At 44.9% G+C, this 26,048-nt stretch carries 24 protein-coding genes; 11 read left to right on the top strand and 13 right to left on the bottom strand.

Going from position 1 to position 26,048, the window contains the following annotated elements:
• Positions 1-64 precede the first annotated feature (64 nt).
• The 5 genes from FC47_RS01030 to FC47_RS01010 form a co-directional block, all read right to left on the bottom strand.
• Positions 65-886: a DUF6681 family protein gene (locus tag FC47_RS01030; RefSeq protein WP_033934727.1), complete on the bottom strand. Its 822-nt coding sequence runs from the start codon at positions 884-886 to the stop codon at positions 65-67.
• Positions 887-900: 14 nt separating this feature from the next.
• Entirely contained in the window at positions 901-1,344 is a 444-nt protein-coding gene (locus tag FC47_RS01025) for a hypothetical protein (RefSeq protein WP_033934728.1), read from the bottom strand.
• Positions 1,345-1,433: 89 nt separating this feature from the next.
• Positions 1,434-1,871, bottom strand: coding sequence for a Fur family transcriptional regulator (locus FC47_RS01020; protein ID WP_006500551.1), 438 nt, complete (start codon positions 1,869-1,871; stop codon positions 1,434-1,436).
• Positions 1,872-1,917: 46 nt separating this feature from the next.
• Positions 1,918-2,478, bottom strand: coding sequence for a guanylate kinase (locus tag FC47_RS01015; RefSeq protein ID WP_033934782.1), 561 nt, complete (start codon positions 2,476-2,478; stop codon positions 1,918-1,920).
• Complete coding sequence (locus FC47_RS01010) at positions 2,478-2,894, bottom strand: bis(5'-nucleosyl)-tetraphosphatase (RefSeq protein WP_006500553.1); 417 nt, start codon at positions 2,892-2,894, stop codon at positions 2,478-2,480. Before FC47_RS01010 ends, FC47_RS01015 begins: the two co-directional genes overlap by 1 nt.
• A gap of 198 nt (positions 2,895-3,092) precedes the next feature.
• Between FC47_RS01010 and FC47_RS01005 the strand changes: the two genes are divergently transcribed.
• The gene (locus tag FC47_RS01005; protein WP_048345754.1) at positions 3,093-4,481 is read left to right on the top strand and encodes an amino acid permease; all 1,389 of its coding nucleotides are present in this window, start codon (positions 3,093-3,095) and stop codon (positions 4,479-4,481) included.
• A 49-nt stretch (positions 4,482-4,530) separates the two neighbouring features.
• Here FC47_RS01005 and FC47_RS01000 read toward each other — a convergent pair whose 3' ends face one another.
• The 4 genes from FC47_RS01000 to FC47_RS00985 are packed head-to-tail and all read right to left on the bottom strand — an operon-like array spanning position 4,531 to position 8,334.
• Positions 4,531-5,604: an ABC transporter substrate-binding protein gene (locus tag FC47_RS01000; protein ID WP_056967571.1), complete on the bottom strand. Its 1,074-nt coding sequence runs from the start codon at positions 5,602-5,604 to the stop codon at positions 4,531-4,533.
• Positions 5,601-6,419 carry an ABC transporter permease gene (locus FC47_RS00995; RefSeq protein WP_006500556.1) on the bottom strand — a complete coding sequence of 273 codons (819 nt, stop codon included), beginning with the start codon at positions 6,417-6,419 and terminating at the stop codon, positions 5,601-5,603. Before FC47_RS00995 ends, FC47_RS01000 begins: the two co-directional genes overlap by 4 nt.
• Complete coding sequence (locus tag FC47_RS00990) at positions 6,416-7,231, bottom strand: ABC transporter permease (RefSeq protein WP_056967570.1); 816 nt, start codon at positions 7,229-7,231, stop codon at positions 6,416-6,418. Before FC47_RS00990 ends, FC47_RS00995 begins: the two co-directional genes overlap by 4 nt.
• The gene (locus tag FC47_RS00985) at positions 7,228-8,334 is read right to left on the bottom strand and encodes an ABC transporter ATP-binding protein (RefSeq protein WP_056967569.1); all 1,107 of its coding nucleotides are present in this window, start codon (positions 8,332-8,334) and stop codon (positions 7,228-7,230) included. The genes FC47_RS00990 and FC47_RS00985 overlap by 4 nt, the downstream gene beginning before the upstream one ends.
• Positions 8,335-8,629: 295 nt before the next feature.
• Between FC47_RS00985 and FC47_RS00980 the strand changes: the two genes are divergently transcribed.
• Positions 8,630-9,238: an Lreu_0056 family protein gene (locus FC47_RS00980; protein ID WP_056967568.1), complete on the top strand. Its 609-nt coding sequence runs from the start codon at positions 8,630-8,632 to the stop codon at positions 9,236-9,238.
• Between the two features lie 111 nt (positions 9,239-9,349).
• Here the strand turns inward: FC47_RS00980 and FC47_RS00975 are convergent, their stop codons facing one another.
• Positions 9,350-10,144: an acetoin reductase gene (locus FC47_RS00975; RefSeq protein WP_006500560.1), complete on the bottom strand. Its 795-nt coding sequence runs from the start codon at positions 10,142-10,144 to the stop codon at positions 9,350-9,352.
• Positions 10,145-10,414: 270 nt separating this feature from the next.
• On the opposite strand from FC47_RS00975, the gene FC47_RS00970 reads away from it, so the two are divergent.
• The 6 genes from FC47_RS00970 (at position 10,415) to FC47_RS00945 (ending at position 18,835) form a co-directional block, all read left to right on the top strand.
• Positions 10,415-10,783 (top strand): RDD family protein, encoded by a 369-nt coding sequence (locus FC47_RS00970; RefSeq protein WP_155519124.1) that lies wholly within the window; start codon positions 10,415-10,417, stop codon positions 10,781-10,783.
• Between the two features lie 432 nt (positions 10,784-11,215).
• Positions 11,216-12,529: a cytosine permease gene (locus FC47_RS00965; RefSeq protein WP_056967566.1), complete on the top strand. Its 1,314-nt coding sequence runs from the start codon at positions 11,216-11,218 to the stop codon at positions 12,527-12,529.
• Positions 12,526-13,611: a DUF917 domain-containing protein gene (locus tag FC47_RS00960; protein ID WP_034540629.1), complete on the top strand. Its 1,086-nt coding sequence runs from the start codon at positions 12,526-12,528 to the stop codon at positions 13,609-13,611. Before FC47_RS00965 ends, FC47_RS00960 begins: the two co-directional genes overlap by 4 nt.
• A gap of 3 nt (positions 13,612-13,614) precedes the next feature.
• Positions 13,615-15,174, top strand: a complete 1,560-nt coding sequence (locus FC47_RS00955; RefSeq protein WP_056967565.1) for a hydantoinase/oxoprolinase family protein — start codon at positions 13,615-13,617, stop codon at positions 15,172-15,174.
• A gap of 215 nt (positions 15,175-15,389) precedes the next feature.
• On the top strand, positions 15,390-17,801 hold the full coding sequence (locus FC47_RS00950) for a Xaa-Pro dipeptidyl-peptidase (RefSeq protein WP_056967564.1): 2,412 nt from the start codon (positions 15,390-15,392) through the stop codon (positions 17,799-17,801).
• Between the two features lie 122 nt (positions 17,802-17,923).
• Positions 17,924-18,835, top strand: a complete 912-nt coding sequence (locus tag FC47_RS00945; RefSeq protein WP_056967656.1) for a proline-specific peptidase family protein — start codon at positions 17,924-17,926, stop codon at positions 18,833-18,835.
• A 42-nt stretch (positions 18,836-18,877) separates the two neighbouring features.
• Here FC47_RS00945 and FC47_RS00940 read toward each other — a convergent pair whose 3' ends face one another.
• Positions 18,878-19,264 (bottom strand): winged helix-turn-helix transcriptional regulator, encoded by a 387-nt coding sequence (locus FC47_RS00940; protein ID WP_056967563.1) that lies wholly within the window; start codon positions 19,262-19,264, stop codon positions 18,878-18,880.
• A 153-nt stretch (positions 19,265-19,417) separates the two neighbouring features.
• On the opposite strand from FC47_RS00940, the gene FC47_RS00935 reads away from it, so the two are divergent.
• Positions 19,418-19,996 carry an NADPH-dependent F420 reductase gene (locus tag FC47_RS00935; RefSeq protein WP_056967562.1) on the top strand — a complete coding sequence of 193 codons (579 nt, stop codon included), beginning with the start codon at positions 19,418-19,420 and terminating at the stop codon, positions 19,994-19,996.
• Positions 19,997-20,134: 138 nt separating this feature from the next.
• Here the strand turns inward: FC47_RS00935 and FC47_RS00930 are convergent, their stop codons facing one another.
• Positions 20,135-21,766: a glycoside hydrolase family 43 protein gene (locus FC47_RS00930; RefSeq protein ID WP_202812957.1), complete on the bottom strand. Its 1,632-nt coding sequence runs from the start codon at positions 21,764-21,766 to the stop codon at positions 20,135-20,137.
• A 16-nt stretch (positions 21,767-21,782) separates the two neighbouring features.
• A complete protein-coding gene (locus FC47_RS00925; protein ID WP_056967560.1) occupies positions 21,783-23,174 on the bottom strand; it encodes an MFS transporter in 1,392 nt (463 codons plus the stop codon).
• A gap of 58 nt (positions 23,175-23,232) precedes the next feature.
• On the opposite strand from FC47_RS00925, the gene FC47_RS00920 reads away from it, so the two are divergent.
• Entirely contained in the window at positions 23,233-25,119 is a 1,887-nt protein-coding gene (locus FC47_RS00920) for a helix-turn-helix domain-containing protein (RefSeq protein WP_155519123.1), read from the top strand.
• A gap of 110 nt (positions 25,120-25,229) precedes the next feature.
• Positions 25,230-25,871: an HAD family hydrolase gene (locus FC47_RS00915; RefSeq protein ID WP_056967558.1), complete on the top strand. Its 642-nt coding sequence runs from the start codon at positions 25,230-25,232 to the stop codon at positions 25,869-25,871.
• Positions 25,872-26,048 lie beyond the last annotated feature (177 nt).

Here is a 26,048-nt window from a genome sequence, read left to right as displayed (position 1 = left end):
ATCAAAATCATCAATGCATCAAAAAAGCTGTTGGTTAGCATAAACTAATCAACAGCTTTTGCTTTTAGCGTTTTTCTCGATCGCGATAGGCAACGTTGGCAACCAGGCCATACTGACCATCCATTAAGATCGTTGAGCCATTGCGACCGGCAATCTTATGCGGTCCACCCGTCACGAACAGATTGGCTAAATAGAGCTCATATTGCTCGTGGGCAGTATGAATGTCCGTCAAACCGACCTTGGCAATATGACCGACTGCCAGTTTTTCCATTTGATTCAAGCCCATGTATATCTCAATTCGCCGCAGATGCTTGTCATGGTAGAGCTCAAAATAAGGCGGCGTCTGTTGCGAGTCAAGCGCATAGACCGACTCACCCGTTGCAGTTTCTGCTACGATCTGACTGTCGCTTAAGCCATCATAATCCGCAGTAAAGATCCCGTCATCCAACAGTTCTTGAACGACGCGCTGCAGATTATGCTGCTCGTGCTCATCAACCTCCACTTGAGCTGGAATGATATCCTGATGAGTAAAGTAGCCATTTGGCGCATTGTTGATGACACGAGCATTGCGTTTTGGCTTGGCATCCTCAGCAGTGGGAACGACCCCAGTAATCTTTGAAAGCCAAGGCGACAAAAAGTCAAACCGTGAGTTGCGGTCTAGATAGTAGTAGACCGCGTTGATGTACAGACAATAGGTGATCAGAATCACGGCGAGGCAGTATAGCAGCCCCCGCACCCATGCATGGTTGATCAAAAGGCGCGTGGTAACGTAGATCAGGTACAGATCACCCAAAAAGGCAATGATAATGTAGATTCGATTTTTCAGCTTGGCATTGATATTAAAATATCCCAGCCAATGATTGATCATGTCTAGAAAACTAAGCACTGTCGCGATCCCCCTTATTGATTGGTGTCAGTCGTGGTTGTCGTCGTGCCAGTCGTCGAGTTGGTACCAGTCGAGTTATCAGTCGTCGTGCCAGTAGTCTGACTGGTGGTCTTGGCCGATGAGCTGGTAGTGCCGGTACCAGCAGTCGTACCATTATCCGTAGTATTGTCGGTCGTTTTAGCTGATGAGGTCTTAGTCGTTGACTCCTCATCAACACTGTTGGTCTGATGACTGCTTTGCACATCCGGATCGCTTTCACTGCTTGGCTTTTTGCGGTCACTGCTATGACTGCTGTCTTGGTCATCTTTTTGACTGGTGCTCTGACTAGTCGATGAAGTGCTGACGATTTTAGCCCCTTCACTGGTATTGGTGGTTTTGTTGACCACCACGTTGGTAGCACCTAACGCCAAAACCAATGAAACCAGCGCAAATGGCGTCACAAACGGTGGTGTTTTCATTGCTTTTTTCTCTCCTTTTGTCGTCTGCTCTCTATCTTAGCGCAAAAATTGCCAGTGAGAGTTTGCGAAAAAAATAAGAATTGATGAATTTAATGCGAAGCCAGCTGACGACACTGAGCACATAATCCATACAGCTCAAAGCTATGTCCCGTAATCTCGGCGCCAGGCAGCTGCTGAGTCAAAAAGTCCCAATCAATCGTTGGCAGCTGAATCTCCTGCACCCGACCGCAGCGTTGACAGATAAAGTGATGGTGATGCGATTCGTCACAGCGATACTTAACCACCATGCCGCCAGACTGCGAACTCAATTCAACCAGGCCGATCTCTTGAAACTCTTCCAGATTGCGATAGACCGTGTTATGGCTGGCACCAGGAAATGCCTGGCGCATATGCTTGTCAACCTCAGTAACACTGACATAGCGATCCGGATTGGCAACCAACAAATCAATCAGCGTTTTTCGCTGCTTGGTGACGCGCAGATGATTTTTCTGCAAGACTGCCATGGCTTGTGCTTTAGGATCCGTCATTTTTTCATCCGTCCTTTTTGAAATTATGATTTTAGCACATTTATCTTCAAATGTATCGGCTGAGCAATTGATCCAGTTTTTGCTGCGTCATTGTCCAATCATCATTGACAAGCTCAATTGCCTGACCTTTCAATTCTTGCGGCAGCGACAGATCACGCTGATATTCGCAGCTGTTGATCCGCGACTCAATTGCATCTGGGTGATCGCCTCTGATATGCAGACGCTCAAAAAGCTGTTGCGGATGGCTGACCGTCAAAAAGATTATGACGGCCTGATCGCCTAACTTGGCTCGGTACGTCAACGCTCCTTTGGTATCCAAAACGATCACGTCAAATTGATGATGCCGCCAGCCGTTTTCCAGCCCCTCAATTGAAGAGCCATATAGATGATGATCATATTCAACCTGTTCTAATAAATGCCGCTTTTGCATTGAGGAACGCGTCTCAAAATAATAGTCGACGCCATCTTTTTCATTGGCTCGCGGCAAGCGTGTCGTATGCGTAATTACCTTGGCCATATCGTATTTTTTTCTTAGATAGTTGGCCACCGTCGTTTTACCGGTTCCCGCCGCGCCAGTAATTACAAAAACCTTATGCTGCTGATCCATCATGCCTGTGTTAAATGAGCATTAACCTGATCCAGCAATTCTTTTAAGTTGTCATAGGTTAAGCGTTGGCGAGCATCTTGATAGTTGAACCAACCGGCATTCTTAATTTCTTCAGCCTGCAGATGCAGATCCTTATCCTTAGGCAGTGCGGCCGTGTAAAGCGTCATTTGCTTCCGGTTGCCGTTGGGCAGGTCGTATTCAGTGTAGACAGAAAAGCTGGTATCAATTGGCAGGACCAGACTGGTTTCTTCTTTAATCTCACGCTGCGCCGTTTCTAGGAGCGTTTCATCGCCCTCAACGTGACCTTTGGGGAAGCCCCAAAAATTACCTTCGTTTGTGCTTTGCAGCAGCAGGTATTCAATTTCTTGATCGTTATTTCGATAAACTACGGCACCTGCAGTCTTTTCAATCGCCATTTCCAAGCTCCTCCTTAATGCTTTTCTAATTGACTTTTAATGATTATGACATTATGATTATTAATGTCATTATGGCTTATTTTGTTCGGTAAATCCAATGATTATTTCGCAATTATTGCTCATTATCTTTGCCTATGATAAGCTATCACTTAAATTTATTAAGCTATTGGATATTATAACAAAGGTGGTTAAGGTCGGATGAGTTTAAATCTTTTTCGTAAAGAAAGCCTCTCACGCTATCTCAAAGCCGATAACAAATTCGTCAAGTCGCTGTCGGCTGGCGATTTGATGGCCATGGGGATCGGTGCGGTCATTGGGACGGGGATCTTTATTTTACCTGGGACCGTGGCAGCCAACGATGCAGGGCCTGGCGTCTCACTGTCGTTTCTGGCGGCAGCGGTTGTCTGTGCTTTAGCGGGAATGTGCTATGCTGAGTTTTCTTCTGCCATGCCGGTTGCCGGTAGCGCCTATTCTTATGGTAACGTGGTCTACGGTGAATTTATCGGTTGGATCATGGGCTGGGCGCTGGTATTGGAATACATGCTGGCAGTCGCCTCAGTTTCAACTGGCTGGGCAGCCTACTTCAATTCACTGCTGGCCAGCTGTGGAATCAACATCCCCAAAGCACTGTCTGGTCCTTTTGATCCTGCACATGGCACCTATGTCAACATTGTAGCAATCATCATCGTTTTACTGATTACCTGGATGCTTTCATTTGGAATGACTTCATCGGTTCGGGTCAACAACATTGCCATCGCGATCAAGATTGCAATCATCGTTGCCTTCATCGTTGTTGGGGCCTTCTTCATCAAGAAAGCCAACTACCAGCCATTCCTTCCATATGGTATGCATGGGGTCTTCAAGGGGGCAACGACAGTCTTCTTTGCCTTTTTGGGCTTTGACTGTATCTCAAGCTCAGCTGCCGAAGTCAAGAATCCGCAAAAGAACATGCCAATCGGAATTATCGGGACACTTTTGGTCGCTGCCGTGCTTTACATGGGCGTTTCAATCGTCTTGACTGGGATGGTTAAGTATACCAAGCTTGACGTTGCCAATCCGGTTGCCTTTGCGCTGCAGGCCGTTCACCAAGACTGGCTGGCTGCCCTGCTTTCAATTGGGGCACTGATTGGGATGGCAACCATGATGTTTACCATGATCTACTCTTCATCCCGTTTGATCTACTCTATCAGTCGTGACGGTCTCTTGCCATCATTTTTGAACAAGCTGGATGCTAAGACCAGCACGCCGAAGATCTCACTTTGGATCGTCGCAGCGATTATCGCCATCATGGGGGGGCTGGTTTCCCTGGATCGGCTGACTGATCTGGTTAATATCGGTACATTGCTGGCATTTACGCTGGTTTCATTTGGGATCATTCCATTGCGTAAGCGCAAGGACATCGGCAACCAAGGCGGCTTCCGCGTTCCTTGGTTCCCCGTTTTGCCAATCATTTCTGGCTGTGCCTGCCTGTTCATGATGTCGTTCCTTTCCCTTGATACTTGGATTGGGGCCGGCATCTGGTTCTTAATTGGTTTGGCACTTTACTTTGGCTACGGCTATCGTCATAGCAAGCTGGCCACTGAATAATAAACGTCAATCAAAAAAGCTGATCGAAATTTTTCGGTCAGCTTTTTAGTTACTTTTTAAACATCTTAAATTCCAAGAACAGGTCATTATAGGTGCCAATGTCTTTTAATGGCAAGTCATGATAAACCTGCAGATGCTTCATTGTTTGTTTTGGCGGATAGAAAGCCTGGTTGCTGGTAACGCTCTTTGGCAGATACTTTTTGGCAGCCTTATTTGGCGTTGCATAGCCGATATATTCAGCATTTTGCGCGGCATTCTTGGGATCCAGCATGAAATTCAAGAATGCATAGGCTGCTTTTTTGTTTTTAGCCGTTTTGGGAATCACCATGTTGTCAAACCAGATGTTGCTGCCCTCGCTTGGTACGAGGTAGTGGAGATGTGAATTGACACTGATCATTTCACTGGCTTCCCCAGAATAGGTAATGCCGACTGCCGCTTCGTTTTGTTCCATGTACATCTTCATTTCATCGGCAATTACGGCCTTGATGTTGGGCGTCAGCTGATCAAGCTTATCAGCGGCTTCACGTAATTCCTTGGCGTTGGTCGTGTTGACGGAATGATGCTGAGTGATCAGTGCCACTGCCATCGCATCACGGGCACTGTCGATCATCATGATATTGTTTTTGAGCTTAGGTGACCAAAGCTGGCGCCAATGCGAGACATCTTTACGACTCACCTTTTGATCATTATAGACTATCCCCAACGTCCCCCAGAAATATGGAATTGAATAGCGATTATGCCGATCGAACGACAGATTTAAAAACTGCGGATCGATATATTTGAGGTTCGGCAGCTTGCGATGATCAATCGGCTCTAACAGATGCTCTTTTTTCATTCGCTGAATGGTGTATTCACTTGGAACGGCAATATCATAATGCGTACCGCCCTGGCGAATCTTGGTCAGCATCGCCTCATTGCTGTCAAAAGTCTCATAATCGACATGATAGCCGGTCTCATGCTCGAACTTGGTAATCAGCTGGGGATCAATGTAGTCGCCCCAGTTATAGATCGTCAAGGTTTTATTGCCGCCATCGTTTGCTTTTTGGTTTAGCAGCTTATTGCACCCAAACAGCGCACCGCACAGCAGCAGGATGCCAATGGCAAAGCTCAGCAGTTTTTTCATTGGACATCACCTTCTTTAACCGTTACGATCTGGTTTTTGCGGCTGCCGCCATGCTTGCTGATAAAGTAGTAGCCGATTACCAGCGCCAATGATACCAAGAACATCAAAGTCGAAAGCGCGTTGATCTCCAAGTCAATGCCTTGTCGCGCCCTGGAATAGATTTCAACTGACAGCGTCGAAAAACCATTGCCAGTTACAAAAAAAGTTACTGCAAAGTCGTCCAGTGAGTAGGTAAAGGCCATAAAGTATCCCGACATGATCCCTGGAGCAATCGCCGGCAGCATTACTCGCGTCAATGACTGCCATGGACTGGCCCCTAGATCCGCGGCTGCATCCAGCAGAGTGGGCGAAAGTTCATCGATTTTGGGCAGAACCATCAAAACCACAATCGGAATCGAAAAAGCAATATGGCTGAGCAAAACGGACCAAAAACCAAGCTTCATGCCAATCACCGTAAACAGAATCAAGAAACTGGCCCCAATAATAACGTCTGGTGAAACCATCAAAACATTATTAAACGAAAGCAAGGTGTTCCGCATGGCATTCTTGGTTCGCTTAATCGCCAGCGCCCCCATCGTTCCGATAATCGTCGCCAAAAGCGCTGACAGCAAGGCAACGATCAGTGTGTTGATCACAATGGTAATCATTCGCGTATCTTGCAACAGCGTCTGATAGTGCGTCCATGAAAAGCCTTGATACTTTTCCATCGTTTTGCCAGAACTGAATGAAAAGCCAACCAGATAAAGAATCGGCAAATATAAAATAATAAAAACGATTACTAAATAGATCGCGCCCCAGTTGATTTTATGCTTCATTTAGCACGACCCCCCTTTTTCTTTTGCCGATCACCAGTTGCAAACATCACGATGAACATGGCAATGATCAATACCACACCGATCGTTGAACCCATGCCCCAGTTCTGCGTTGTCAAGAAATGCTCTTCAATTGCCGTCCCGAGAGTAATTACACGATTGCCACCAATCAGACGCGTAATCATGAACAAAGAAAGCGATGGAATAAAGACTGCCTGTACCCCAGCCTTAACCCCAGGCATCGTCAATGGCAGCTCAACGTGCATAAACGTCTGCCAGGAGTTGGCGCCCAGGTCACGACTGGCATTGATCAACGAAGAATCGATCTCGGCCAGTGAGTTAAAGATTGGCAGAATCATAAACGGAATCTCAATGTAGGCCGCGACAAAAATAAAGCTGGCATCAGTAAACAGAATCTGGTGGCTGCCCAGACCGACAAACCGCAAAAACTGATTGATCGAACCGTTTTGACTAAACAGTCCGATAAAGGCATAGGTCTTCAAAAGCAGGTTGATCCAAGTTGGCAAAATGACCAGCAGCAGCCAAAACTGACGATTCGGCAGCCGGTTGATCACATACGCTGCCGGATAGCTGATCAAAAGCGTGATCAGCGTGATCAAAAACGCGTACCAGACCGAATTGAACGTCATCCTTAAATAAACATTGGAAGTCAGGTAGCTCTGATAGTTGCCAAACGTGAACTGGCCGTTGATGTTAAAAAAGGATTGATAAAGAATCAAGACCAACGGCGCCACGACAAACAGTACAATCCACAATGCATAGGGAACGACAAACCAGATTTTTTGCTGTTTCAACGTTCATCCTCCTCATCATCACCTTCGTAACTGTCCAACCGTGCATCAAAGGCCGCTTCGGTTTCATGATAGCGCATGATGTGGATGTCTTCGGGATCAAACGTGATGCCGACTTTTTCACCCACTTTCGTTTTATGAATCGAATTGATCTTCCATTCGTGTCCTTCCTCGTCATGAACCATGATCTGATAGTCAACACCCCGGAACAGCTGCGTATCGACCGTTGCAACCAGCTTTCCCTGATCAACGGTCGTAATATCCAGATCCTCGGGGCGCAAGACGGCTTCGACCTTTTCATTTGGCTTCATGCCGGCATCAACGCATTCGAAATCATGACCATTGATATTGACCAAAAAGTCTTTTTTCATAATCCCAGGGACAATGTTGCTCTCGCCAATAAAATCAGCCACAAAATGATTCAACGGCTCATCGTAGATATCAACCGGCGTACCGCTCTGCTGAATCATACCATCATTGATAATAAAGATCTGGTCGCTCATTGCCAGTGCTTCACCTTGGTCATGCGTGACAAAGACAAAGGTGATTCCCAAGCGGCGCTGCAAAGCCCGCAGTTCAGCCTGCATCTCCACTCGTAGCTTATGGTCAAGGGCAGAGAGCGCCTCATCCAACAGCAGCACTTTAGGACGATTGACGATCGCGCGAGCAATTGCAACCCGCTGCCGCTGACCACCAGACATTTCTGTGATTTCACGCTCGCCATAGCCGTCCAGCTGCACCATATGCAAAGCATCCTGTACCCGCTTGGCAATCTCTTCTTTGGGGATTCGCTTGATTTTTAAGCCAAACGCTACGTTTTCAGCAACGTTCATATGTGGAAAAAGCGCATAGTCTTGAAAGACCGTGTTTACTTGTCGTTGATTAGCAGGAATATCATTGATTCGCTGGCCGTCAAAAATAACGTCGCCACTGGTAGCATCGTCAAAACCAGCAATAATTCGCAGGATCGTAGTCTTTCCTGATCCTGAAGGGCCTAGCAGCGTGTAGAACTTACCGGCCTCAATCGTAAAGTTGATGTCGCGCAGCACAAGGTTATCATCATACTGCTTACTGACATGCCGAAATTCAATTACTTGATTGGTCACGATGTTCTCCTTTTCATCTTTTATTTCCGCGAATTTTTCACGATTACAGCAAACTCAATTATACGCCGAAAGATACTTATCTGTCGCCTTTCAGAGCAAATTAATTAGATTAGGTTTCACGTGGAACATGCTGGTTTGGCAAATCATCCGCTGACTGATTATTTTAGTGTTGATTTATGTTTTTAAAAGTTTTTATTATTTTGATAGCTTTTCATTCAAGATGAGTTATCCTATAAAAGCTGATTATAAATGAATAATTTTTCGGTAAGAATTTTATTTTAGGGAGAGAAAAGAATTGAAAAAATCCATTGTTATCACCTCCGCCTTAGTGTCATGCTTCCTGCTGACCGCGTGCGGCAGTCAATCGTCATCCAGTAAAGAATCAAGCAGTACGGCAGCCCAAAGCAGCACTGCCAAGTCATCATCCAAAAAGTCTAGTCATTCTGACAGCCAGATTCAAAAAGCGAGTAGTAGCTCAGACAGTTCCACCACAGCTTCCAGTACTGCCAAAACAGCCAAAGTAGATGATAAAACGACCGGTGTCATGCTGGCACTCTTGGTTGAGCCTGACTGGTTCAAAGAATATATTGGCAATGATTTCTTCTGCTACAGTCCAGCCGGCGAGAATCCAATCAGTGACGCGGTTGCTGACTACAGTTATCTTACCGCGAACGGTGACCCAACCAGTTTTCTTTACTACAAGGTTGATGGCGATACCGTTACCTACAAGATGTGGGAAGTCAGTGATTCAGAAAGCGTAGCGGATGGTCATTTTGAAATCAGGACCGTTTCCCTCTCAAATCTAGAAAAAGACTACTACGTCACTCAGAGTCAAAAAGATGAGGTTAACGGCTATGTCAGCCAGTTAAGAAGCGAGGCCGACTATCTGAATCAGAATCAATAGTCTTCAATCAGCGCGTTAGCTTACATGACGCGCTTTTTAAGTATTCAAAAAGCCGTAACCCAGTGAGGATCGCGGCTTTTGTTTTGAATATTCAGTTTGAAACAGCTGGAATTAGATAAATTGAATCCCGCCATCGATTTGAACGGCTTGACCAGTCATGTAGTCGGACTTGGTCGATGCCAGCCAGGATACGTAATTGGCCACGTCAGCAGGCGTTTCAACCCGTCCCAGCGTAATGGAGCCAGAGTACTTCTTAAGGTAGTCGCCCTTGTTACCACCCCATGCTTCAACCATCTTTTCATCGATGTAGTCCCACATGTCAGTGCCAACGATACCTGGGCAGTAGGCGTTGACCGTAATGTGCTCACGGCCAAGTTCCTTGGCGGCGGCCTGCGTCAAACCACGAATGGCAAACTTGGATGCAGAGTAGGCACCCAGCATGTCAAAGGCAATGTGACCGGCGATACTGGAGGCGTTGATAATCTTGCGGATCTTGTCGCCATCGTCCTGCTTGCGGAATTGAGCAGCGGCGGCCTGCATCCCAAACAGTACTGAGTAGACGTTGACATGGAAAATCTCATCCATGTCAGCTTCAGTTTCATCCTTGAGCAGCTTGATCTGAGCAATTCCAGCGTTGTTTACGTACGTGTCCAGACGGCCGAAGTTGTCAACGGCAGTCTTAACGAAGCGTTCGTGACTTTCTTTCTTGGATGCATCGCCGGATACGGATACGACCTTGCCTTCATATCCTTGAGCGTTCAGTTCTTCAACGGCTTTCTTACCGGCTTCTTCATTACGGTTGGCGATTACGACATAGTAGCCATCCTTAAGCAGCTGGTTCGTAATGCCGCGGCCAATCCCACGGTCCCCACCAGTAACGACAGCAACGCGCTTTTCTTCAGTCATATCATTACCTCCAATTTTACAAACCAAATATGTAACAATTTTATCTTATCACTAAAGAAAGCGCTTGATCGATTAATTTGTATACAAAATCACAAGCAGTAACCTTTATAGATGCCGTGTATTTCCTTGATTTTTCAACTTGCAAAATGACAAATGGGACGTTCACGGATATCATTAATGAATATTTGCACATAAATCAACCAACTCCTCCTAATGAAATGAGATATAATTTGGTTGAATTCAAATTTTATAAGTAAGGAGGCAGTGCTGGTGATTAGCAATGATGAAAAGAAAAAAATTTTGCATCGGCGCTGGGCAATTACGGCGTTCATCGCTGTCATCTTTATCACTGCTATGGAGTTATGGTCGATTGTCTTTGCCATCTTTTTTATGTTTCTGGTAATTGTTCTTATTTTTTGGTTCTTTGAATGGATCACCGGCGCGGATCTTGACAGACATAACGTTGACGAGATGAATGAGAAACGTAAAGAAGAAGGATTACCGCCAGCCCCTTATCAAGATGAGGAGATGGACGATCATGATGATGTATCTGATACGCTATGGGACATCTATACTGCAGATCAGCTATCCCACCATCATCATGACGATTATGATGATGATTATAACGATAGATACTAAGAATTGAGATTTAAACCATCCCTTCTATGCTTCCATAAGTATGAATGACAATCCCCAAAATAACTGCAAGGTCCTGTACCCCTATATGATTTATGGCCTCATTGCGGAAATCTTCCGTGATGGGGCTGTTTTGCTTTTTTCTAGTTGCCTGTTGCTCAAGTCATAGAGCCGTCTCCCCTCCCTTATTTATTAATAAATAACAGAGATTTTTCCCATCATCTAGGGCTTTATAAAATGAATCAATTTTAAATTAAAAGATTTAAATATTCAAAAAACGTTTAAAATTTCTTATTCAAAGCAACTAATCGTATATATATTATCTAATCAAGTAAAAATATTCATTTAATATCTGTCGATTTTATTAAACTGATTATATAATTTTTAATTAAATTTTAACTATTCATTAACATTCGGAGGGGATGGGGAATTATTATGGCACAAAAAGAAAAAAGCTTTGCTTCAGACTACTCTTTGAAGCAGGTTCCAAAGTCACAACAAAAGTCCTGGATATCGCTGTTTTCCATTTGGGTCGCAATTGGCGTCGATCTGGCTGCCGTTATTTTAGGCGTGCAGCTGGCAAAGGGACTGCCTCTTGATAAAGCAATCTGGGCTGTAATTATCGGGTCGTTTATTTTGGCAACGATTTGTACGATTACGGCTTCTGTCGGCGCGGCTACCAACTTGTCAACGTCAATGATTACTCGCTATGTCTTTGGCAAGAAAGGCACGCTTGCATATTCAGCAATGATTGGTCTTTCACTGTTAGGCTGGTTTGGCGTGCAAGTCGGGTTCTTTGCAGACAACGCAAGAACAGCTTTTATCAGCGCGTTTGGCATCAACTGGCCAACTTGGGTATTTTCAATTATTGCGGGTATTTTTATGGTCGGTACGACGCTTTATGGATATCGGGCTTTTTCCAAACTAAGCGAAATCTCGGTACCGTTCCTCTTGATACTGATGCTGATTGCGCTGTTTATCGCACTGCGGACACATGGACTGCCAAAAACTCAGACATCTGCAACTTTACCATTTGGTTCTGCAATCGCGTTGGTTATCTCTTCATTTATCGTCGGTGCGGCTACCCAACCAGACATCTCACGTTGGGCTAAGAGCCAAAAAGACTCCATTATCGGAACCTTCTTCGGGATGTTCATTGGTAACTCCTTTATGATTTTGGTATCAATCTTCATGAGTAAATCACTCGGCAGCACGGACATGATGAAAATGCTGATCATGATTGGCATGGGCATCCCAGGCATCATCGTCCTCTCCTTAACACAATGGGTTACCAACACCAGTAACCTCTACTCTGCTTCTCTAGGATTCAATGTGATCTTTACTAAAGTCAAATTTCGTACACTGGTTTTGATTCTGGGTACAATCGGTACGTTGCTCGGGGTATTCGGTATCTACAACCAGTTCGTGCCATTTCTCAATATTTTGGGTATCTTCATCGCACCGGTCCCTGGTATCTACATTGCTGAATTCTACTTCATCAAAAAAGAGTTCAATCGCATCAGTAACCGTGAAGAGCCTAAATCGATCGTGTGGCGTTCAATGGCTTCATGGGTAGTTGGCATCGTAGTCACTTATTTAACGACTGACGCGCCAACTGGATTGGGTATCATTAAGCTGACGCAGATACCACCACTGGACGGAATTCTGGTTGGTTTCTTCATGCAGCTGCTGCTGAGCTACCTTACAAAGAATAAGAAAGATGAGACATTGGAGGTTGAGAAACCATGAGAGAACTAACCGAACAAGACATTGACTACATCTCAGTCGGAGCTTCTGTACTAGGATCCGGCGGTGGTGGTGATCCCAAGGTTGGCCGTTTGCTTGCCAAGAGCATGATTCAGAAGTATGGTCCCGTAAATTTGATCTCAATCGATGAGTTGCAGGACGATCAATACGTCGTTCCCGTATCTGGAATGGGAGCGCCAACCGTATCATTGGAGAAACTGCCTTCTGAGATTGAGCTGACGACCCCTCTGCAAGAACTTGAACGCGCATTTGGTAAAAAAGCTGATGTTATCATTCCAATTGAAGTCGGTGGCATCAACTCACTTTATCCAGTCGGTGCGGCGGCCAAACTGCACTTGCCAATTCTGGATGCCGATGCAATTGGCCGAGCCTTTCCTGAAGCACAGATGGAAACTTTCCACCTCCATGGCCTGGAGCCTGAACAAGTAGCCGTTGGCGATGAAAAAGGCAACGTTGCCCTGCTTAAGCCAATCAACGCCTATTGGTCAGAATACATGTCTCGCGCCCTAACCGTTCAAATGGGCGGTTCAGCATCTGTCTCTGACTACTTTTTAGCTGGCAAGGACGTCAAGGGATCTGTCGTAAACGGTACTCTTTCATTGGCTCGTGAGATTGGCGAGATTCTGATGCATCAAGAAGATTATGATGACGTCTTCAAAGCGCTATTGGATCGACTCAACGGTTTTGAGCTATACGACGGCAAAGTGACTGCTGTAACGCGCGAAACCAAGCAGGGCTTTAACTTTGGTACCGCACAAATCGAGGGGCTCAACAACTATCGAGGGAAAACGTTCAGTCTCGAATTCCAAAACGAAACACTGGTTGCCAAGGAGGGTGATGAGATCTTAGCCTCGGTTCCTGATCTAATCGTTGCCTTGGATATTGAGAGCGCCTTTCCGATTACGTCAGAGCGTCTGCAATACGGATCACGCGTTAAGGTTGTGTCATTCCCTTGTGATCCGCAATGGCGTACTCCTATTGGCATCGAAACGGCAGGACCACGCTACTTTGGCTATGATGTCGACTATATTCCAGTAGAAGAGCTGCAGGGAAAGGAGAAATAGCTTATGGCATATCGTTTAGGCGTTGATGTTGGCGGTACGAATACCGATGCTGCAATTCTGGACGACCAGCTGAACGTTATCTACACGGTTAAGGCACACACTACCAAAGACGTACAAGGTGGTATCTTCAATGCAATCTCTAAAGTACTGGCTGAAAGTCATGTAGATAAGAGTAAGATTGGTTTTGCCATGCTTGGAACCACGAAATCCACCAATGCTATCGTTGAGCGCAAGGGTCTGGACAAGGTCGCTTATCTCCGAATCGGCAAGCCGGCATCAGTTGGCATTCCCCCTTATATGGAATGGCCTGCCGATCTGAAAGCAGCCGTTAATGAAAAAGCTGCTATCATTTCCGGCGGGTATGAATATGATGGCCGTAAAATTGCCGAACTGAATCGTGATGAGGTTGATGCATTCTGTGCTAACTTAAAAGATAAAAAAACAAGCATTGCCATCGCGGGGACTTTTTCACCAGTAAATCCCACTCAAGAACTGCAAGTCGCGCAATGGATCAAAGAGGACCTAGGCAATGATGTTAAGATTACTTTGTCGCATCAGATTGGCGGCATCGGCATGCTTGAACGAGAAAACGCGTCAATCTTAAATGCTGCTTTGATGACAATCGGCGAGCAAATCGTAAATGGCTTTGAAAGTGCCTTAGCAGAACTTGGCATCAAAGCACAAACTTTTTTCAGTCAAAATGATGGAACCTTGATGACTGGTGAGTTTACTCAGAAATATCCGATCTTTACCATTGGCTGCGGGCCTACCAATAGCATTCGTGGTGCCTACCATCTCTCAGACATTAAAAATGCACTGGTACTTGACGTTGGTGGCACTACCAGCGATATCGGTGTTTTGGTAAACAGCTTTCCACGCCAATCTTCCCTTTCAGCACAGGTTGGCGGCGTAGAAACCAACTTCCGTATGCCAGACATTCTTTCAATTGGTATTGGCGGTGGTACCGTGATCCATAGAAATGATGATGGTTTCACGGTTGGACCAGACAGTGTCGGATATGAAATCGTCACTAAGTCGAAAGTCTTTGGCGGAGATGTTGAGACCGCCTCTGACAATGCAGCCAGACTTAATCGTGCATTTCATGATCAATCGGACAAGGTTGCTGATATTTCTGAGGAATGGGCTGACAGCGTATTAGCCGCGATCAACCAGACCGTTGCCGACTCGCTTGATCAAATGAAGCTTAAAAGCGGTGATATCCCTTTGATTCTCACCGGTGGCGGTAGTTTTTTGGTTGACGATCAGATCAAGGGCATCAGCAAAGTGTACCGTCCAGACCACTATGATGCAGCCAATGCAGTGGGTGCGGCTTTGGGACAAGTCAGTGGCGACGTTAACCGAATCTACAGCTTTGAAGGCAAAGATAAAGAAGAAGTACTAAAAAAAGCCAAAAACGAGGCAGTCAGCAATGCAATCAGTGCTGGCGCGGATCCAACCAGCGTTGAAATCATTAATATCGAAATTATCCCGCTTGCCTATCTACCAGGCGGTTCTGCTCAAGTTCGCGTCAAAGCAGTGGGTAGCTTGAAGCTTGACGTCTAACTAAGACAAAGAGACGATTCTGCGATTTGATCGCAAAACCGTCTCTTTTTGTCAATAATGGCTGATCAGTTCCTTTTAGAATCATTTATGACCAGTCTTTTAATAAAGATTAAGGCAATTATGCTGTCCAATACCCCAGAAAACGTGAGAATGTTATAAAATATTCACTAATTAATAAGCATAAGTGCTTAGCGTGATTTGGGGAGGTTTTGCCAATGAAAAACAATCAATTTGCCATGATGAGTCTGCCTTTTGAGCAGCAATGCCATGAACTCCAGACCATTCATCTTCTAAAAGCAAGCGAGAGCAGCACGCTTACGCCTAATCAAATGTGGCAGACGCTGTTGGAAAGAATCAACTGCAGCTGCACTTCTGAACCGGCATTGAAGCGTTGGCGCCAAGACGTTTTGGCAACGCCTGAGCTGAGCCTGGCTGACTGGCTGGCAAGCAAGCAGCCGCTCAATGACGAGGTTTTCTATCTTGTCGGCCTGCAGCTGTTAGAATTTGAACCGGCAATTGACTTTTCAATTACTGATCCATTGGCGGCGATGGATCAGATGCAGCTTTTGCACCATCATTTTGAACAATGGACGACCGCAGACGTGATTGCCGCATTCTATGATCTTTTGAACACTCATACCAAAAATGGCCAAACGCTGCTGGATGCATTAACGGCTCAAGGTTTGCTGAAATGGACTCACAAGCTGTCAGCCAATCAAAAGCCAATCTTTTTTAATGGCAAGTCGCTCGCCGTTTTTGATCCGCACGATTTCATCTATGAGGTCGTCTACGTGGAGACCGATGTTGATACTGACTTTGACGATCAAGCCGATTTGGTAAAAGTTGAAATCATGCGGCCCGCTGAATCCAATCAAGGGTTAAAAGTCCCCGCCGTCTTTACCGCCAGTCCATACAACCAAGGAACCAACGATGAATGGGGCGTAAAAGCAACCCATAATGTTAATCAAACTTTGAGTCGCAAAGAACCAGATCAGGTCTCACCTGCTGAGCCAACTTTTAATGTCCATCCACGTCATCAGATGATTAAGGGGTCCGCAAAAGCTACTGAAACCTTTAGTCAGACGCCAGCCTACACGTTAAACGACTATCTGGCGCCCCGCGGCTTTGCTTCCGTCTATTGTGCCGGAATTGGGACTAGAGATTCTGATGGTCTGCAGACATGCGGCTCGCCTGAACAGGTTGAATCAATGCAGGCCGTAGTTGAATGGCTACATGGCGATCGCACGGCTTTTTCTGATCGCACCAGCGGTCTGGCCGTCAAAGCAGATTGGTGTAACGGCAATGTAGCAATGACCGGCCGCTCCTACTTAGGAACGCTTTCGACAGCAGTTGCCACGACTGGCGTGAAGGGACTTAAAGCCATCATTAGTGAAGCCGCCATTTCAAGCTGGTATGACTATTACCGTGAAAATGGCCTGGTCAGAGCAGCCGGTGGTTTTCAAGGTGAAGATGCCGATACGCTGGCAGCCGAATGCTTTAGCCGTACCAAGCGGCCTGGCGACTATCGGCGGGTTGAGAAAATCAATAATCGCTATCTGGCCCAGATGAATCTGGCAATGGATCGTCAAACCGGCAACTACAATGATTTTTGGAATCGCCGCAATTATCGCAAACGGATCGATCAAATCAAAGCCAGCGTTATGATGGTCCATGGGCTCAATGACGACAACGTTAAGCCAAGCAACGTCAAAGCTCTTTATGACGGTTTGAAGAAAAATGCAGCCAACAGCAAGCTGATCCTGCATCAAGGCAAGCATATCTACATCAATGCCTTTCGCTCGCTGGACTTTACCGACATGGTGAATCTCTGGCTTTCCAACAAGCTTTGGAAAATCGACAATCATGCCGACGACCTTCTGCCGGCCGTATTGGTTCAAGACAATGCCTTACCAGAAACCTGGACGGCCTACCAAAACTGGGATGAAGATCACAGTGTCAAATTCTATCTCAATGCTCACCAAAAACTGAGTGAAAAAGAGCCATTGGTAACGCCAACTCGCGATTTTACCGACTATCAATGGCAGACCGAGATCTACCAGGATTGGTGTGCTCATCCCGCTCATTGGAAAAAGGCTCTGCTAAGCGAGAAGAATCGCTTCAGTCTCAGCTATCTGACCGCGCCGCTGACTGATGACTATCTGTTGCGCGGCACGCCAACCGTAAGACTAAGAGCGGCTTGTGACAATGATCATGGCCTGCTTTCCGTATTTCTGATCGACCAGGGATCGGCTAAGCGCCTAACCGAGGATCCTGTTTTGTTGAGCCGTAACGGTCTTTCGCTGGGCTATCACTGGAAATATGATGATCTGCGCGAGTTCAAGCTGCAAAATGAGCCTACGCCTTACAAAGTGATCTCCTATGGTCATATCAATCTGCAGAACCCCCATGATCCGGCCATCACGGAGCCGCTCTATCCAAATGAGTTCGTGGATCTCACCTTACCGCTGCAGCCTGTTTTCCATCGACTGCTAAGGGGGCATCAATTGCGGCTGGTGATCTGCGGTACCGACTATGAAATGACTCTGCGCGGCAATGAAAAGATCAATTATCAGATCATGACCGAAAATTCAGCCTTGTTTTTGCCTGATTTTGAAAAATTACCGTAGTTTTTCTGTCAGATTTGCCAAAGTGGCAGTGTTTTTGGTTTACGTCATCTAATAAAAAACGTAAAATAGTCTTTAAACCATTTATTTAGCGTTTATATCTGAGAGAATGGGAGTTGACGATTTTGAAACAAGGTACAACGATTTTAACCCTTGATAACGGTTATCATTTATGGACCAACACACAAGGTGAAGGTGACATTCACCTGCTTGCACTGCATGGTGGCCCTGGCGGCAATCATGAATACTGGGAAGATGCCGCCGATCAATTAAAAAAGCAGGGACTTAACGTTCAAGTTCACATGTATGACCAATTAGGCTCTTTGTATTCTGATCAGCCAGACTATTCTGATCCTAAGATTGCCGACAAATACCTGACTTACGAATACTTTTTGGATGAGGTCGAAGAAGTACGTCAAAAGCTGGGGATCGATAATTTCTACTTGATTGGCCAAAGCTGGGGCGGGCTGCTGGTTCAAGAATACGCCGTTAAATACGGTCAACACTTGAAAGGCGCCATCATCTCCTCAATGGTTGATGAAATCGATGAATACGTTGCTCATGTCAACAAGGTTCGCGAAGACGTCCTGCCAGCTGAAGAAGTTGCCTTTATGAAGGAATGCGAAAAGAACAACGACTACGACAACGATCGCTACCAAGCCGACGTCCAGGTTCTTAACGAAAACTTCGTCGACCGCAAGCAGCCATCCAAGCTCTACCACGTCAAGGATCTTGGCGGCACGGCTGTCTACAACGTCTTCCAAGGCGATAACGAGTTCGTGATTACCGGTAAGCTTAAAGACTGGCACTTCCGCGACCAATTAAAGAACATCAAAGTGCCAACCCTGCTGACGTTTGGGGAACACGAAACCATGCCTTTGGATACTGCCAAGACCATGGAAAAAGAAATTCCAAATGCCAAGCTAGTTACCACGCCAAATGGAGGTCATCATCATATGATCGACAACCCTGACGTCTACTACAAGCATTTGGCTGACTTTATCCGTGAAGTTGAATCTGACACCTTTAACAAATAATCAAAACGCTCTGCCTAAAGATTTAAGCAGAGCGGTTTTTGATTATGGTCGTTTTTGCGCAAAATCAGTTTCCGGTTGTTTATCAGTCTTGCGTTTTTCAGGATGACTGGCCAGATACTGATTACCCCAGTTATGCATGGCTTTTAGGATCGGATCCATGCTTTGGCCCAGCTCGGTCAGACGGTACTCAACATGCGGCGGCACTTCTGGAAAAACCTGGCGCTGCACGATTCCATCAGCCGTCATCTCATGCAGGCTTTGGGTAAGCATCTTTTGGCTGATGCCGGCAACGTTATGCTGCAGCTCACTGTATCTTTCGCTGGGATGCAACAGCAGTTCGCGCATGATCAGAATCTTCCATTGACTGTTCAGCAGCGAAATCGTAGTTGCAACTGGGCAGCTGCCATCTTGAACCAATTTTTTCGCCAAAATAATTCCTACTTTTTCTTTGATATCTCACTATTCTTACTGTTTAGTGCGTAGCGAACTTAAAAGTCGGTACTTACTAAAAGTAAGATTTAGTCTTATTATAAACTACAACGATACAAGAAAACAGACTTTAAAACCAGGAGGATGAAGCATATGGAAATCACAATTTTTGGCAAAGGCAACATGGGTCAAGCAATCGGCAAGAACTTTGCAGAAGCTGGCAACACCGTTCAATACTATGGCTCAAAAAACACCGCTCAGCAACTTGGCGACATCGCAATTATGGCCGTACCATATCCAGCACTGGCGGCCCTTGCCAAGCAGTACCAAGCTGAACTGACTGGTAAAATCGTTGTTGATATCACCAATCCATTGAATTTTGAAACCTGGGATGAATTAGTCGTCCCTGCTGATAGCTCAGCTGCCCAGCAATTGCAGGAGCTGCTGCCTGAAAGCAAGGTTTTAAAGGCTTTTAACACTAATTTCGCAGCTACTTTGCAGAGCGGCAAAATCGGCGAGCTGCCAACAACGGTCCTGGTTGCCGGCGATGATGAAGAAGCCAAGGCAGCTTTTAAATCGGCATTGGCATCCAGCGCGCTGCGGGTATTGAATGCTGGCAAGCTCAAGCGGGCCCGTGAAATGGAAGCAACCGGTTTTCTGCAGATGACCCTGGCTGCCAGCGAACAGATTGGCTGGGACGGCGGTTTCGGTGTTGTCGGCAATAATAAATAAAACATATTGAAAAAATGACGCTATCTAAGCTCTGCAAAAGCTTAAGATAACGTCATTTTTGTATTTAGATGAATCCAACTCAAATCGGTTTTCTTCTAAAATCTTTTATGGAGTGTTTTGGGGTGCTGAGTCAGACAGCTAGCTTAGCGGCAGATATTCAAACTGTTTGAAGATTGCGGTATTATCAGTATCTTGACCATTACCAGTTGCAAACATCCCCATAATGGTCCCGGACATGCAGCCAACTTCTTCTGGATTGATCAAACGACCATCCTGGGCATCCCCCAGTTCGTGTATTCCAGCATCATCCTTGACATAGAACTGGTAATGCTGGCCAATTGCCTTAAGCCCTAAGACAAGTTCTTCATCGCTGACCTTAGTCTGATATAAAACCTTGTCATTAGAAACCGCCTTAAATCCTGGCATATGTGGCAGCGTGTTCATTGAAGACGTAGTAAGAATCAATCGTAAGACCATTTCTCCATCAAGCAGGCGTTTCTCAACTCGGTACTGATGGTTGCTTGCCTGCATGATTACAAAGCCGGCACTTTCATTTTCAAGCCGTGGAGTAAAGCTGAATTTGGCTTCTGCTTGAAAATCAATTGAGGTTTGGCGCCGTCCGACAAAACTGATCCCTGTTTCCCGACTGCTGTTCTGCTCGTGATCTAAGGCCCAGTAAAGCTTAGGCGTGATCATGGCTTTATTGCAGAATAGCTTTAGACCGTTTGCTTCATTTTGGTATACGCGGCCATATGGCGTTCCCCAGGTAATAAATTCCAATGGCAAAGTCGTACCATCAAAAACTTGATTGGTCGTTAGATGCAGAGTACTCAGCGAGAACTTGTCCGTTGGAATTTGGTATTCCTTCTCAACGCGGCCAGTCTTAGGAGTGAAGAACGGCCAACCATGCTGCCATTCTACCGGACAAATAAACGTTTCTCGGCCTAGATTCTTGTAGAAGCCGTCAACGGTCCGCGAACCAAGAAAGACAGCATACCATTCGTCATGTTCGCCTTGTATCAAGTCCGCGTGGCCAATGTTGGTCAGCTTAACGTCATTATAGCCAAGATTGCGATTCGTCAATACTGGATTGGCTGGGTTGCCATCAAACCATGAAAAAATATCTTTGCTGCGAGCTACCGTTACCGCATGATTCTGTTCCGTTCCACCCTCTGAGATCATGAGGTAATAGTAGTCGCCGATTTTATACATATGAGGCGCTTCTGGCGACCAGGCATGCCGCAGAGCTGAGTCCCAGATTGGTACCGCCTCACTGATAACCTTCATCTTTTCAATATCATACTTGCAGACATAGATCCCTGGTTCCATTTGATCGCCATTTGGCACGACATTCCCAGTTCCAACAATGTAAGCTTGATCATCATCATCAAAAAACAGCGACGCGTCAATGCCAGGAATATCATCGAGCCAAATTGGATCTGACCAGCCTTGCCGCGGATCATTCGTTTTCACGATAAAGTTGCCCTTATCTTGAAAGTTCGCATTAATGATATAAAAAGTGCCATTATGGTAGCGAATCGTTGGCGCCATCACGCCCCCAGTCATGGTATTGGCCCGAACGTGAAAGCCATTTTCTTTCGTCATTGCATAGCCGATTTGTTCCCAATCCACCAAGTTCGTGCTAAAAAAGATCGGAATCCCAGGATACATTTCAAAACTGGAACAGGCCAGATAATAGCCATCGTCTGCCTTACAAATTGATGGGTCAGGATAAAAGCCTGGAATAATAGGATTCTTTACGGTACGCATTGTTTTTCCTCCTAAACTATTGCTCATTTTCAGTCATTGCCTTGACTTTGGTCTCATTTTCACGGCCTTTTTTATTGGTCATTCGAATCATCATGAAAGGAATAATCGCCAAAGCGAAGCAGAGTGCTGGGCCAAGATTGATAACGATATTCATTCGCGTAAGCACTGCTTGAGAAAGATCGGCATGAGCCACATACCCAACAGCACCCAGAATTGCAATCCCAATCGCTCCCCCAATCGTGTTGCCAATCTGAGCCGCAAAACCAATTGAGGAACCAATTACGCCATCTGCACGGACACCGGTTCTTAACCAGCGATCATCAATGATTTCACCAACCAGGCCTTGCGATACCAGCGTAACCATGTTAAATGCCCCATAGAAGAAACCAGTTATGACAATAACCAAAGAATTCTTTGAGAAAAAGAAAATGACACAGCAGATAATTTCTAAAACACAAGACAAGACGCCAACATACTTTTTATCAAAATGATTCAGCAAATATGGAGTATAGAAATTTACCACCAGCATCCCCAGCATCATTGCCGTTGAGAAGCTGGCCATCAGCATCGGCTTATGAACGATGTAGATGAAGTAGTACAGCATCACGCCTAAGCGGCCAAAAATTCCCGTTAAAAAGAGAATCATCGCCAGAATCAGCATACCTGAGTCGCGATCTTTAATCGTTTCCCAAAATGATTTGAAAATTTCAGCAATTACGTTACGCTTTTCGTTTTGTGCTAGTGATCCACCACTGACAACTTCTTTGGATGAAAAATAGCAAATGTAGAAACATGGCACCGATAAAATTGCAAAAATCAGTGCTACCATGAAATAGCTCTTGGAAGTTGAAGAATTGCCACCACCAAAGAAAATCAGCATTGGCATCGTTACCGCACTCATAATTACGCTCGCAACATTGGAAACAATACCTTTGACAGCATTCAACGATACCCGTTCCGTATTCACAGTGGTCATTGACATTGGAATGTATGTTTCCGCACCATTAACCATCGTATATAAAATACTGCAGATCAGATAGGTTACCGTACACCAGATTGCCTTTAGCGTAGTTGAGCCGTTAATGTTTAAAAACATCAAACAGCTAAAGAGGGCCAAAAAAGGCGTGCCAAACAAAATATAAGGTCGATAGCGTCCCCATTTGGTATGCGTATTTTCAGCAATTGATCCAAAGACTGGATTCCAAAAAGCAGTCAAAATTCGCGCAACCAACATGACAGTCGAAATAATAATTGGCGTCAAGCCAACAACATCTGAGTAATAAACAGTTAAATATGAGCTAATCAGCGTCCATGACAGCTGGCTGCCTGCTTCACCCATCCCATAACCGATCTTACGCAACATTGAATAGGAAACATCAGTCTTATTTTTAGTTAAGCTCGTGTCCATAGGTATCTTCCTCCTTTGATGTTTATTATGTTAAGATAAAAAGAATCCGCTTTCTTTATTGAGAGGTTTTATTTTTTTAGCAATAGATATCAAAACAAAAGCAAAAACTAAAATTCAAGGAGGACTTTTTATGATTATTTCGGAAAGTAATCTTCTGCACTATATCCAGTCAAACTTTACCGACAGTCTTACCTTAAATGACCTGACAGCAACGTTTTATATTTCTAAAAAACGTATTTCGGACATGATTCGAAACGCGACTGGTCGGTCATTTTCTCAATACTTAATCGACGTACGTTTAGAAGAGGCCGTCAACCTTTTGCGCAACACGGAGCTGCCAATTGCTGAAGTAGCTTTGCGATCTGGCTTTTCTTCCAACAGCGTCTTCAGTCAGATTTTTCACAAACGATACCAGATGTCCCCCAGTTCTTTTCGTCAGCATCTTGAAATAAAAAAAACCGGCAGTCTGGATGAAACAGTCCAAATTACTGGTTTTACTAATCTTAAATATCATCATAAGTGTCCGATTGGCATCGTGGTTGGCAGCATTAGCCAGTTAGCTAATTACAACTTTCAGCAGCAGCTTTTGCATACGCTTAGAAAGCTTAATACCAAACGCATCGTCATTAATGGCTTTTTTTTCCCCGATAACGTCATTGGCAGCTCATTGCAGAGTTTTGATGATTTAACCTTTATTAAAGCCGCCTTTGATTTCATCACCAGCCATCAGCTAGAACCGATTATTCAACTGTCCATCAAGCCGCGCTATATTAAGAGCAACAATCAAACCGTGGTCATCAACGAAATTCCTCAAATATCCTCTGACGATTTTGTCCATCGTCGGTTGGTCCAGCTGCTGACCTTTATTAAGAATCTGTACCCCACCTCTACTATCAGCAAATGGCGATTTTTATTTTGGTACGACCCAGTTGATACTAACTCGCCTAAACAATTCTCACTGTTTTATCAAAAGGTTTACCAATTGATCAAGCAGATTCTACCAAAAGTAAACGTCGGCGCTGGCAGTTTTGTCGTTCCACATGATCTGAATAATTTTCGCATCTTTTGTCAAAAATATTTGCCAAAACTCCCTTTAGATTTTATTACGTGCGATTTTATTCCTGACTTTTCCAACAGCAGGATTGGCAGTTTTAAAGAATCGTTTTCCTCATTTGCACAGATAATCCAAGAATGTAATGTATTAGTTCAGCAGATTAGGAGTGCCAGTGGTCAAAAACACCTTCCTTTTTTAATCTCATCTTTTTCACTAAGCGCATCTGACCGCAATATTTTTAATGATTCATTGGAAAAAGGCGCGCTACTGCTTCAATTTCTGCTCCAAACCACGCTATATTGTGATGAGCTTTATATCTATGCCTTTTCTGATTATTCGTCGGCATTTATTGACACCCACGGACCAATGTGGGGTGGCAATGCCATCGTTTCTCGTGATGGCTTTTTTAAACCTAGCTGCTTTGCTCTTTATTTTCAGCAATTCGCTTCTACATCAATTATCGCTTCTGGATCGCATTACGTTGCCTATCAAATTGAAAAAGATCATTATTGTATTTTCTTTTTTAATCCTACCGATCTTGTAACTAAATATTTCAACCAAGCTGAATCGCTGGTCTCATATTTTAATCTTCAAAACCTGTATCAATCAGCCAACATTTTAAAACTGCAGGTTATCATTGAATCTTCTCAAACTATGACGGCAACCTCCTACTACGTTGATGAGCATCACGGAAATCCACTATCATTGCTGAATGATTTAGTCGTTCACAATATCATGAGCAATGAAGACGCGGCTTGGATCAATGCAGTCAACCATCCACAAAGAAAACGCGAATTACTGACAAACAATAGTGGCATGTTGGAATTCAAATTTACCGCACAGCCTCACTCATTCGGTTTGATTGAAATCAAGCCTTTTACTGAGCTCTAGCCTAATACTTAGCTGCAATACGCATGATTTTGGCTAATGGCTTCATTTCAGTTTTGCGGTACAATTGAAACGTTGAACGTTGAGGGTATGATCGTACACAGGAGGATTTTATGATTAAGAACTATATTTTCGACATTGATGGCACCTTGATCAATACGATTGACATGTACATGCCGGCAATGATCGAAATCTTGGAGAAGCACGGCTACCATACTGATCCGGCCGATGTTGAGCAAAAAAAGCATGATTTATTTGGCATTACCGGTTTGGACGCTTTAAAGATTGCTGGCGTAGCCGATGACAAATTGCGTCGCCAAATGCAACAGGAATGGTTTAAGCTGGCTTATCAACGAGAGGATCGTATCCAGGTTTTTGATGGCATTCCAGAAACTTTGCTAAAATTGTCGCAAAGTCCCGACATTCAAATCGCAATTGCCACTTCCAAACTGCGTGATGAGTACGATCATCATTTTGCCAATCTATTTGCCTTTGCCAAGCTGTTTGACATTGTCATCACCTCCAATGATACCGATCGCCATAAACCTGACCCAGAGCCGGTTTTGGCAGCATTAGATCAAATGCATGCCGCACCTGAAACTGCCGTCTATGTTGGTGATACGATAAATGATGAAAAGGCCGCACACGCCGCTGGGGTTAAATTTGCCGCAGCACTATATGGCGCCGCTACCCCTGAAAAGATCATGGACGGTGACTTTTTGCTTCACCAGCCTGCCGATCTGTTAAACATATAACCAAGATAACTGCACTGTTTTCGGTACATGCCAAAACAGTGCTTTTTTATACCAAAATAGGCAGCCAGTTCCTGTATCAACTTACAAAGACTGGCTGCCTATTGATTTTAGCGATATATTTTCAATTTAATTTAACGATGATCAGTTCATTCCGAGCCGTGTCTTAACCATCTTTTC

The sequence above is a fragment of the Limosilactobacillus mucosae DSM 13345 genome (assembly GCF_001436025.1).
Classification (GTDB): Bacteria; Bacillota; Bacilli; order Lactobacillales; family Lactobacillaceae; genus Limosilactobacillus; species Limosilactobacillus mucosae.
Note: the sequence above shows the minus strand (reverse complement) of the source record. Positions and strands in the feature narration are given on the sequence as shown.

Coding starts and splice junctions, on each gene's coding strand:
- FC47_RS01025 (WP_033934728.1), bottom strand. CDS start 1,344: ATGAAAACACCACCGTTTGTGACGCCATTTGCGCTGGTTTCATTGGTT.
- FC47_RS01020 (WP_006500551.1), bottom strand. CDS start 1,871: ATGACGGATCCTAAAGCACAAGCCATGGCAGTCTTGCAGAAAAATCAT.
- FC47_RS01015 (WP_033934782.1), bottom strand. CDS start 2,478: ATGGATCAGCAGCATAAGGTTTTTGTAATTACTGGCGCGGCGGGAACC.
- FC47_RS01010 (WP_006500553.1), bottom strand. CDS start 2,894: ATGGCGATTGAAAAGACTGCAGGTGCCGTAGTTTATCGAAATAACGAT.
- FC47_RS01005 (WP_048345754.1), top strand. CDS start 3,093: ATGAGTTTAAATCTTTTTCGTAAAGAAAGCCTCTCACGCTATCTCAAA.
- FC47_RS01000 (WP_056967571.1), bottom strand. CDS start 5,604: ATGAAAAAACTGCTGAGCTTTGCCATTGGCATCCTGCTGCTGTGCGGT.
- FC47_RS00995 (WP_006500556.1), bottom strand. CDS start 6,419: ATGAAGCATAAAATCAACTGGGGCGCGATCTATTTAGTAATCGTTTTT.
- FC47_RS00975 (WP_006500560.1), bottom strand. CDS start 10,144: ATGACTGAAGAAAAGCGCGTTGCTGTCGTTACTGGTGGGGACCGTGGG.
- FC47_RS00965 (WP_056967566.1), top strand. CDS start 11,216: ATGGCACAAAAAGAAAAAAGCTTTGCTTCAGACTACTCTTTGAAGCAG.
- FC47_RS00960 (WP_034540629.1), top strand. CDS start 12,526: ATGAGAGAACTAACCGAACAAGACATTGACTACATCTCAGTCGGAGCT.
- FC47_RS00955 (WP_056967565.1), top strand. CDS start 13,615: ATGGCATATCGTTTAGGCGTTGATGTTGGCGGTACGAATACCGATGCT.
- FC47_RS00950 (WP_056967564.1), top strand. CDS start 15,390: ATGAAAAACAATCAATTTGCCATGATGAGTCTGCCTTTTGAGCAGCAA.
- FC47_RS00935 (WP_056967562.1), top strand. CDS start 19,418: ATGGAAATCACAATTTTTGGCAAAGGCAACATGGGTCAAGCAATCGGC.
- FC47_RS00930 (WP_202812957.1), bottom strand. CDS start 21,766: ATGCGTACCGTAAAGAATCCTATTATTCCAGGCTTTTATCCTGACCCA.
- FC47_RS00925 (WP_056967560.1), bottom strand. CDS start 23,174: ATGGACACGAGCTTAACTAAAAATAAGACTGATGTTTCCTATTCAATG.
- FC47_RS00915 (WP_056967558.1), top strand. CDS start 25,230: ATGATTAAGAACTATATTTTCGACATTGATGGCACCTTGATCAATACG.